General features: G+C 41.8%; 5 protein-coding genes and 1 pseudogene. 5 read left to right on the top strand and 1 reads right to left on the bottom strand.

From position 1 onward, the window contains the following. Window positions 1–309 precede the first annotated feature (309 nt). The 3 genes from PX482_RS12615 (at window position 310) to PX482_RS12605 (ending at window position 5395) form a co-directional block, all read left to right on the top strand. Window positions 310–1533, top strand: a complete 1224-nt coding sequence (locus tag PX482_RS12615) for an NAD(P)/FAD-dependent oxidoreductase (RefSeq protein ID WP_004159609.1) — start codon at window positions 310–312, stop codon at window positions 1531–1533. 30 nt (window positions 1534–1563) lie between these two features. Further along, window positions 1564–2766 (top strand): S-layer homology domain-containing protein, encoded by a 1203-nt coding sequence (locus tag PX482_RS12610; protein WP_004159608.1) that lies wholly within the window; start codon window positions 1564–1566, stop codon window positions 2764–2766. A gap of 403 nt (window positions 2767–3169) precedes the next feature. Beyond that, on the top strand, window positions 3170–5395 hold the full coding sequence (locus tag PX482_RS12605) for a heavy metal translocating P-type ATPase (protein WP_288122509.1): 2226 nt from the start codon (window positions 3170–3172) through the stop codon (window positions 5393–5395). Between the two features lie 66 nt (window positions 5396–5461). On the opposite strand, the pseudogene PX482_RS12600 reads toward PX482_RS12605, so the two are convergent. Beyond that, a pseudogene (locus PX482_RS12600) lies at window positions 5462–5834 on the bottom strand (four helix bundle protein). Between the two features lie 194 nt (window positions 5835–6028). On the opposite strand from PX482_RS12600, the gene hemE reads away from it, so the two are divergent. Together hemE and PX482_RS12590 are read left to right on the top strand one after the other, a co-directional pair. Further along, window positions 6029–7093, top strand: coding sequence for a uroporphyrinogen decarboxylase (gene hemE / locus PX482_RS12595; protein ID WP_004159603.1), 1065 nt, complete (start codon window positions 6029–6031; stop codon window positions 7091–7093). Between the two features lie 419 nt (window positions 7094–7512). Then, window positions 7513–8460: an NAD-dependent epimerase/dehydratase family protein gene (locus tag PX482_RS12590; RefSeq protein WP_004159602.1), complete on the top strand. Its 948-nt coding sequence runs from the start codon at window positions 7513–7515 to the stop codon at window positions 8458–8460. Window positions 8461–8615: the final 155 nt, after the last annotated feature.

Below are 8615 nucleotides of genomic sequence, written 5' to 3'. Positions count from 1 at the left end.
CTCAACATATCTTTCAAAAGTTCGCGTTCACTTCTCATTTTACCTGACAGTGATCGCTTTTACTTTTGATATTCTGATGGGAGAATGAAACAGCCCTACCCTGATCAAGGGGGATCCCCCCGCCTATCGGCACCCCCCTTATCAAGGGGGGATCAAGGGGGGATTAAAGGCAAAATCCATTTTTAATTTAATTATAATCAGCTACTTATCAAATTTAGATGCACAACAGCTTAACCAGTTTGGGGTTTAACAGAGGGCATTTAGGGTAAAATAAAAGCAAGTTAGCAAGATTAGGCGAGGGAGTAAATCATGGATTATGATGTCGTAATTATTGGGGGCGGACCAGCGGGAGGTCACTGTGGTAGATTATTAAGTGAAAAAGGTTATCGTGTTCTTTTGGTGGAACAACATTCTAGTTGGCAAGATAATAATTTTTCTAGTGCCGCTTCTCCCCTAGAAATTTTAGAACAATTCAATCTCCCCGAAACCGTGGTGGCTAGGTTTTGGAAAAATATCGAAATTATCTCCACTAGCATACATCATTTTTGGTCATCACCGCAACCTTTAGGGGTAGTTTTTGATTTTGCCAAATTGCGAGAGTTTTTAGCGGCGGAAGTGCTGCGTTGGGGGGGAGAAGTTCGTTTAGGTTGTCGTTATCTGAAATATCAACAAACGGAGAATCAGCTAACTGTTTTCTTGAAATCAAAAGACGAGAAAATCGAAACAGTTAATACTCGTTTATTGGTTGATGCCACGGGATACGCTAGAGCAGTTATGTATAAACACAGACGAGAAAAACCTAATTTTTTAAAAGCAGTGGGCATTGAATATTTAATTGCTGTGCCAGAAGTAGATTATCAAAAGTATCAAGATAATTTAGTTTTTTTTCTCGGTCATAAATGGAGTCCTAAAGGTTATAGTTGGATTTTTCCTATGGATAATCAGCAATTAAAAATAGGAGCTGCTTGGTTAGAGGGAGAACATCCTTATATTTCTGAAGTTAAGCCTTTAAAAAGTTATATTACACAAATTATTCAAACCTACATGAATCTCTCTAAATATGATATAATCGACATCCATGGTTCTATTTTAGAATATTCGCTCAATCTGCAAGATATTTATTATCAAGAACCGAATATTATAGCGATTGGTGATGCTGTTTCTACGGTTAACTTTTTAGGAGGGGAAGGTATTCGCTATGCTATGAAAGGAGCCGAAATTGCTTGTCAATACATGGAAGAATATTTACAGGGAAAATCGAGTAGTTTTGCCCCTTATCAACAGAGGATGCAGGAATATTTTCAACCAAAATGGAATTTATCCGATCGCCTCAGTCGCAAAGTTTATTTAGAATATAGTGATGTGCGTATAGATCAAGGAGTATCCTATCTCAAGTATCTTGCCACCCAGGATATAATCGACATTTTATTTTACTACAAATTTGAAAAATACACAAAAGGGTTAGGAGGATTTCTGCTGGGGAAATTACGTCAATGGTGGCACCGAATTTTCCCTAGTCAAAAACCTGAGTAAATAGGCTAGGATAAAGCTAAGGAAACAATATTGGTAAAGACCGTGAGTAAGTTTATTCGCTACAGTACAATTATCACTCTGCTGGGCATTTTAGGAGCCTGTAGTGGCAATCCTGCCCTAGAAAATCGTCTGGCTGCCGATCCTAATCTACAAACAAATCCCATACCGGAAAACTCTCCTAATAACCAGCAATTACCCGCAAATTTTCCCGCAGAAATTCCTCGATATAGTCAATCAGAATTATTATCCGTGCAGACAAATCCTGATAATACTGGTGGGCAAACCCGTTGGCAATCCAACGATCCCAGCAATGCGATCGAGGCTTTTTATCAACAGGAATTAGTTAATAATAATTGGGAAATTATCACTCCCTTTTCTGGGGAAGGAGTCAATAGTACCTTGACAGCCCGTCGAGATAATTTAGAATTAACTATCACCATAACTGCCACTTCTCCCAATACGGAATATAGCCTCGATTATCGTCCAACGGGAACCCCGATTGCTTCCCCTAGTCCCTCCCCTATTTCTTCCCCCTTACCCAATCTTAATCCTACCAGTTTTAACGATCTCGAATCCTTACCTAATCCCTTAAAAAGCCACATTCAAGACTTAGCTAGATTAGGAGTATTAACTGGTAATAACAATCAGTTTAACCCTAATGATACAATAACGCGCCGAGAATTTGCGCGCTGGTTGTTACAGGCTAATAATGCCATTTATGCCAATGTAGCGGGTAAACAAATCCGTTTAGCTACTCCCAATAGTTCCCCAGCTTTTAGTGATGTTAAAAATAACGATCCCGATTATATTTATATTCAAGGATTAGCGGAAGCGGGGTTAATTCCCTCTCCTTTAACGGGAGATAGTAGCGCCCTTTTATTCCGTCCCAATGCTCCTTTAACCCGGGAAGATTTAATCGCTTGGAAAGTGCCATTAGATATCAGAAAAGCTTTACCGAGCGCCAATCTTGATACGATTAAAAATACTTGGGGTTTTCAGGATACTAATAAAATTAACCCGCAGCTGGTGCGCGCTCTTTATGCCGATTTTCAAAATGCCGAACAAGCCAATATTCGGCGAGTTTTTGGTTTTACTACCCTATTTCAGCCAAAAAGACCGGTAAATCGCGCTGAAGCTGCCGCTGCTTTATGGTATTTTGGTTTTCAGGGTGATGGTGTTTCCGCTGCCGATGCTTTGCAGGGTCAAGATACGCAACAGAGTGGGGTTAATTAGGGTTTGCGGCAAAAAGTTTTTCCTGGGGGCAGGGTGTGGGGTGTGGGGTGTGGGGTGTAGGGTTTTACCGATTTTGAGGGGGTCAATTACCTAATTTTCAGGGAAAAAGTCCAGGAATTTTCCCCCCGATCACTCGCATATCCGGTACTTTTTGATTGACAAAAAGTCTAAAAGTCTTACCCAACAAGGTTTTTAGATTTATTCAGCAAGCCCTAATTGAAATTTGTCCATAAAAATTAAGGGTGTGTTAGGAAAATACAGACACTCTTTTTGACATTTCTTCATATCTATTCAGAAAAATTAACAGAGGATTCTTGACCCTGCAGCTAGGGGAATATTTTATGCTAAAGATATAACTCTGCTGCAGGGGATTTTCTTGCTGACTTCCGCTGCTATTAACATTATGACCCATCAAACTCTCAAACTCGCCGGGATGAGTTGCGCTGGTTGTGCTGATTCGATCGAACGGATAATTAAATCTATCCCCGGAGTGATTCGATGTCAAGTTAATTTTGGCATGGAACAGGTGGAGGTGGACTATGACCCTAAGCGTACCGATCTTAACACTATTCAAGCAAAAGTTAGGGATGCCGGTTTCCAAGCTACACCGATAACGGAAATTAATCTCGAATCCAGGCCAGAAAAAGAACTTCTCACCAAACTATCGATCGCTATTGTTATTAGCATTATACTTTTTATCGGTTCTTTGCCGATGATGACGGGTTTATCTCTATCTTTTATTCCCCACTGGTTACACGCTCCCTTATTACAATTAATTCTCGCTACTCCCGTCCAATTTTGGTGTGGTCAAAGTTTTTATAAAAATGCTTGGAAAGCCTTTAAAAATCGCACTGCCACCATGGACACTTTAGTAGTTTTGGGAACCAGTGCCGCCTATTTTTATTCCCTGTTTTTAACCTTCGGGAGCGATTTTATCGAAAAACAGGGGTTTAATTCCCATGTCTATTACGAAGCATCAGCTATCGTCATTACTCTGATTTTACTCGGTCGTTTCCTCGAAAAACGTGCCAGAAAAGAAACGGCCGCCGCTATTAAACAATTAATGGGATTACAGGCAAAAACTGCTAGGGTAATTAGGGAAGAACAGACGCTAGATATACCAATAGAAGAGGTGAAAGTAGGAGATATAATTTTAGTGCGTCCGGGGGAAAAAATTCCCGTCGATGGCATAATTATCCAAGGCAGTTCTAGCATTGATGAATCGATGGTGACGGGGGAAAGTTTACCCGTGCGAAAAACCGTCAATCAACAGGTAATCGGTGCGACAATTAATAAAACCGGTAGCCTACAAATGCAAGCGTTACGGGTGGGAAAAGATACGGTTTTAGCTCAGATTGTCCGATTAGTGCAAACCGCGCAAGCATCAAAAGCACCTATACAAAGATTAGTCGATCGAGTGACCGCTTATTTTGTGCCGGTGGTGATGATTATTGCGGTAATAACTTTCTTATTTTGGATTCTCCGCACGGGTAATCTCACCCTCGCTTTGATTACAATGGTGGAAGTCTTAATTATCGCCTGTCCCTGTGCGCTAGGATTAGCTACACCCACCTCGATTATGGTGGGAACAGGACAGGGAGCAAAACAGGGAATTTTAATTAAAAATGCCGAAAGTTTAGAATTAGCCCAGGGCATTACTACTATTGTTCTAGATAAAACCGGAACTCTCACCCAGGGTAAACCAACGGTGACGGACTTCTTGACTCGCGAGGGGGTGGGGGATGGACGGGAATTATCGCTGCTGCAGTTAGTCGTATCGGTGGAGAATCATTCTGAACACCCGTTAGGAGAAGCAATAGTTAAATATGGGCGGTTAAACGCCATTAAAACCCTAGAAGTAACCGAATTTGACTCAATAACTGGGTCAGGAGTGCAGGGAAAAGTCGGGTCGGATTTAGTGCAAATCGGTACACAACAATGGTTAGAAAGTCAAGGGATCGAAACAAAAGTTCTTAAAAAAGTCGCCCACGATTGGGAATGGCAGAAAAAAACCGTGGCTTGGATAGCGGTTAACGGGCATTTAGAGGGGTTGATTGCCATTTCCGACGTTTTAAAACCTTTTTCTTCTTCAGTGGTCGCCAAGCTCAAAAAAATGGGCTTAGAGGTGATGATGATGACGGGGGACAACCTCGAAACCGCAGAAGCGATCGCCAGCGAGTTGGGTATCCGGCGCTTTTTTGCCGCACTCCGTCCCCAAGAAAAAGCCGAAAAAATCGAATATTTGCAGAAAAAAGGGAAAATAGTCGCCATGGTTGGAGATGGCATCAATGATGCGATCGCATTGGCGCAAGCGGACTTAGGTATTGCCATTGGCACGGGGACTGATGTAGCGATCGCCGCAAGCGATATAACCTTAATTTCGGGAGATTTACAGGGAATTGTGACTGCTATTGAGTTAAGTCGGGCAACAATGCGAAATATCAAAGAAAATCTCTTTTTTGCTTTTATTTATAACCTGATTGCCATTCCCATCGCTGCCGGAGTCCTCTATCCTTTTCTGCTCAATCCGATTATTGCCGGTGCTGCCATGGCTTTAAGTTCCCTTTCCGTGGTGACGAATGCCTTGCGATTGCGTCGAGTTCATCCCAGGGTGGGGAGTGGGGTGTAGGGTGTAGGGTGTAGGGTGTAGGGTGTAGGGTGTAGGGTGTAGGGTGTGGGGTGTAGGGTGTGGGGGTTATTTATTTTCAAGAGCGCGAATCAAAGTTAGCAGGAGTCGGCCTACTGATTCACATTGATTAAGAATAGGATTGACGCTCTGAGGGGAAGCTAGTTCAACTCTTTGAGAGATTAACCAATGAGTCTCCAACTCTTTGAGAGAACCTTGAGCTATGTACAAAAATTGGATGTATTCTCCCCTGGTTTTGCGTCCATACCCCTCGGCAATATTCGCTGCTATTGACACCGAAGCTCGGCGAATCTGTGTTGTCATCCCATAAAGCTCTTCTTTGGGAAAAGTTTTAGTGAGACGATAGCAACTTTCAGCTAAATTTACGGCCTCCTGCCAAACTCTTAAATACTCGGGAAGATTGAATTTTTGAATCCGCCATAGATTTTATCAACTTATCCCTATAGCCTACACTCTACACCCTGTCTCAAACCAAAAGATTGTACTATAATTTCCAGTACCCAGTTTCAATGCAAAGGGGGATAACTTTCGTTAACAATTCTTAAGGAAAAACCAGAAAAATTAGCTGTACGGGGGATGATACCGTAGAAAAGGCAATAGAATAATCATCCTGATATGACTGACTCCCCTGAAATACCTTATTTATTACGCGCTGCCAAAGGAGAAATCTTACCCCGTCCTCCCGTGTGGATGATGAGACAAGCAGGACGTTATATGCAGATTTATCGAGAATTGCGGGATAAATACCCCAGTTTTCGGGAAAGATCGGAAAATGCCGATTTAGCGATCGAAATCTCCCTGCAACCCTGGCGTGCTTTTCAACCGGATGGGGTGATCATGTTCTCCGATATCCTCACTCCCTTGGCGGGAATTGGTATTCCCTTTGATATTATCGAAAGTAAGGGGCCGATTATCGATTCTCCCATTCGTACTCAAGCGCAGGTGGACCAACTTAATCCCCTCGATCCCGATCAGTCTTTACCTTTTATCAAAACGATTTTAAAAACCCTACGTCAAGAGGTGGGAAACAAATCCACTGTCCTCGGTTTTGTCGGAGCGCCTTGGACTTTAGCAGCCTATGCAGTGGAAGGGAAAGGTTCTAAAAGTTATTCTGTGATTAAAGGGATGGCTTTTTCGGAACCCTCGGTACTGCACCAATTTTTAGATAAATTAGCGGATATGATTGCCACCTATGTCCGTTATCAAATCGATTGTGGGGCGCAAGTGGTACAAATGTTCGATTCTTGGGCGGGTCAATTAACTCCCCAAGATTACGATGTTTTTGCCTTACCCTATCAACAAAAAGTAGTTCGTTTGGTGAAAGAAACCCATCCCGATACACCGTTAATTCTCTACATTAGTGGCAGCGCCGGCGTTTTGGAAAGAATGGGTAAATCGGGGGTTGATATTATTAGCGTCGATTGGACTGTGGATCTGGCCGAAGCGAGACAGCGTTTAGGTAAATCGATGATGGTTCAAGGTAATATCGATCCGGGGGTTTTATTCGGTTCCCAGTCTTTTATTCGCGAGCGGATTATTGATACTATTCGTAAAGCAGGTAATCAAGGTCATATTCTTAATTTAGGTCATGGTGTTTTGGTGGGAACTCCTGAAGATAACGTGCGTTTCTTCTTTGAAACCGCTAAACAAGCGGATCAATTATTAGCAGTTCACGCCTAGGATGTCGTGATCAAGGTTTAGGGAATAGGGGTTAGGAGGTAAGGAAATCGTCTGTAACACCCAACACCTAAGAGTGCATCCCATAATTTAAAATCTACTAAGTTGGGATTCTCTGATAACTTCTGTTAAAAAACTGTGCTTTCTAGGTTGTTTGTTTCCAATCCAGACTCTTGGGGGGTTCTACCCCCCAAACCCCCCGTCGGGGGACGAAGCGCCTCCCCCGAACCCCCCGCGCATTAGTTTTTTTGTGGGATGCTTACACGCAGCTGCTGATATATTTGTAATAATTTAAGAGTCACTGACCATTACTCATTTTTGATATTTCTGCAAAGTTTAGATGCAGCTCTCCAAAATCCGAACCCGTGACTCACTTTTTACTTTCACACTGTCCCCTAAATTCTGCCGTATCAATTAAAATAATGAAAAAAATATTTCTAACGGGTGTGAGTGGCTGTATTGGGCATTATATCGCTGAGATTTTACTGGAAAATCCCGACTATGAAGTATATTTTTTAGTGCGTAATCCCGAGAAGTTAAAATTTACTTACCAAGGGCGATCAAATGTTCATATACTTTTAGGCGATATGGAAAATATTGGGGTATATGCCGATCTTTTAAAAACAATGAATATAGCGGTTTTAATCGCTACCAGTTGGGGAGGAGAGGAGGAAAGTTATCAGATTAATGTGGTAAAAACCCTAGAATTAATTAGTTATTTAGATGCTCAAATCTGCGAGAAAGTCCTCTACTTTTCCACTGCCAGCATTCTCAATCAAAATAATCAACCTTTACCCGAAGCTGGGGAGATAGGAACTAATTATATCCGCACTAAATATATTTGTTATAGTAAATTTACTGACCTAGAAATCGCCGATAAAATTATCACTTTATACCCCACTTTTGTCTTAGGTGGTGACGAAAATAAACCCTATTCTCATATCTATGGCGGTTTACCGGATGTGTTGAAATATATCGGTTTAGTGCGTTGGTTTCAAGCTGATGGCAGTTTTCATTTTATCCATGCCAAAGATATAGCTCAAGTGGTGAATTATTTAATCGAAAATCCCGCACCAGAAAGCAAAATTGTTCTAGGCAATCAACGCACAACAGCTAACCAAGCAGTGGAGGAAATCTGTACTTATTTAAACAAAAAAATCTATTTTCGCATTCCTTTATCTTTAACCATTGCTAACTTTTTTATCAAAGTTTTTAACTTGCAGATGGAAGCATGGGACCGTTTTGCAATGAATTATCGCCACTTCACCCACATTAAAACCTATACTCCTGCTGATTTTGGTTTAAAAAACTATTGTTCCACCCTCGATGATGTTTTAACCTTGCGAGGAATTCCCCGAAAAAAACCCTAAGTAGGGTTTGCGGCAAAAAGCTTTTCCTGGGGGCAGGGTGTGGGGTGTGGGGTGTGGGGTGTGGGGTTTTACCCATTTTCAGGGGGTCAATTACCTAATTTTCAGGGAAAAAGTACCTGAATTTTCCCCCCAATCACTCCAAAGGTCGGCACTTT

The sequence above is a fragment of the Microcystis sp. M53602_WE12 genome, assembly GCF_030065455.1.
Classification (GTDB): domain Bacteria; phylum Cyanobacteriota; class Cyanobacteriia; order Cyanobacteriales; family Microcystaceae; genus Microcystis; species Microcystis aeruginosa.
Note: the sequence above shows the minus strand (reverse complement) of the source record. Positions and strands in the feature narration are given on the sequence as shown.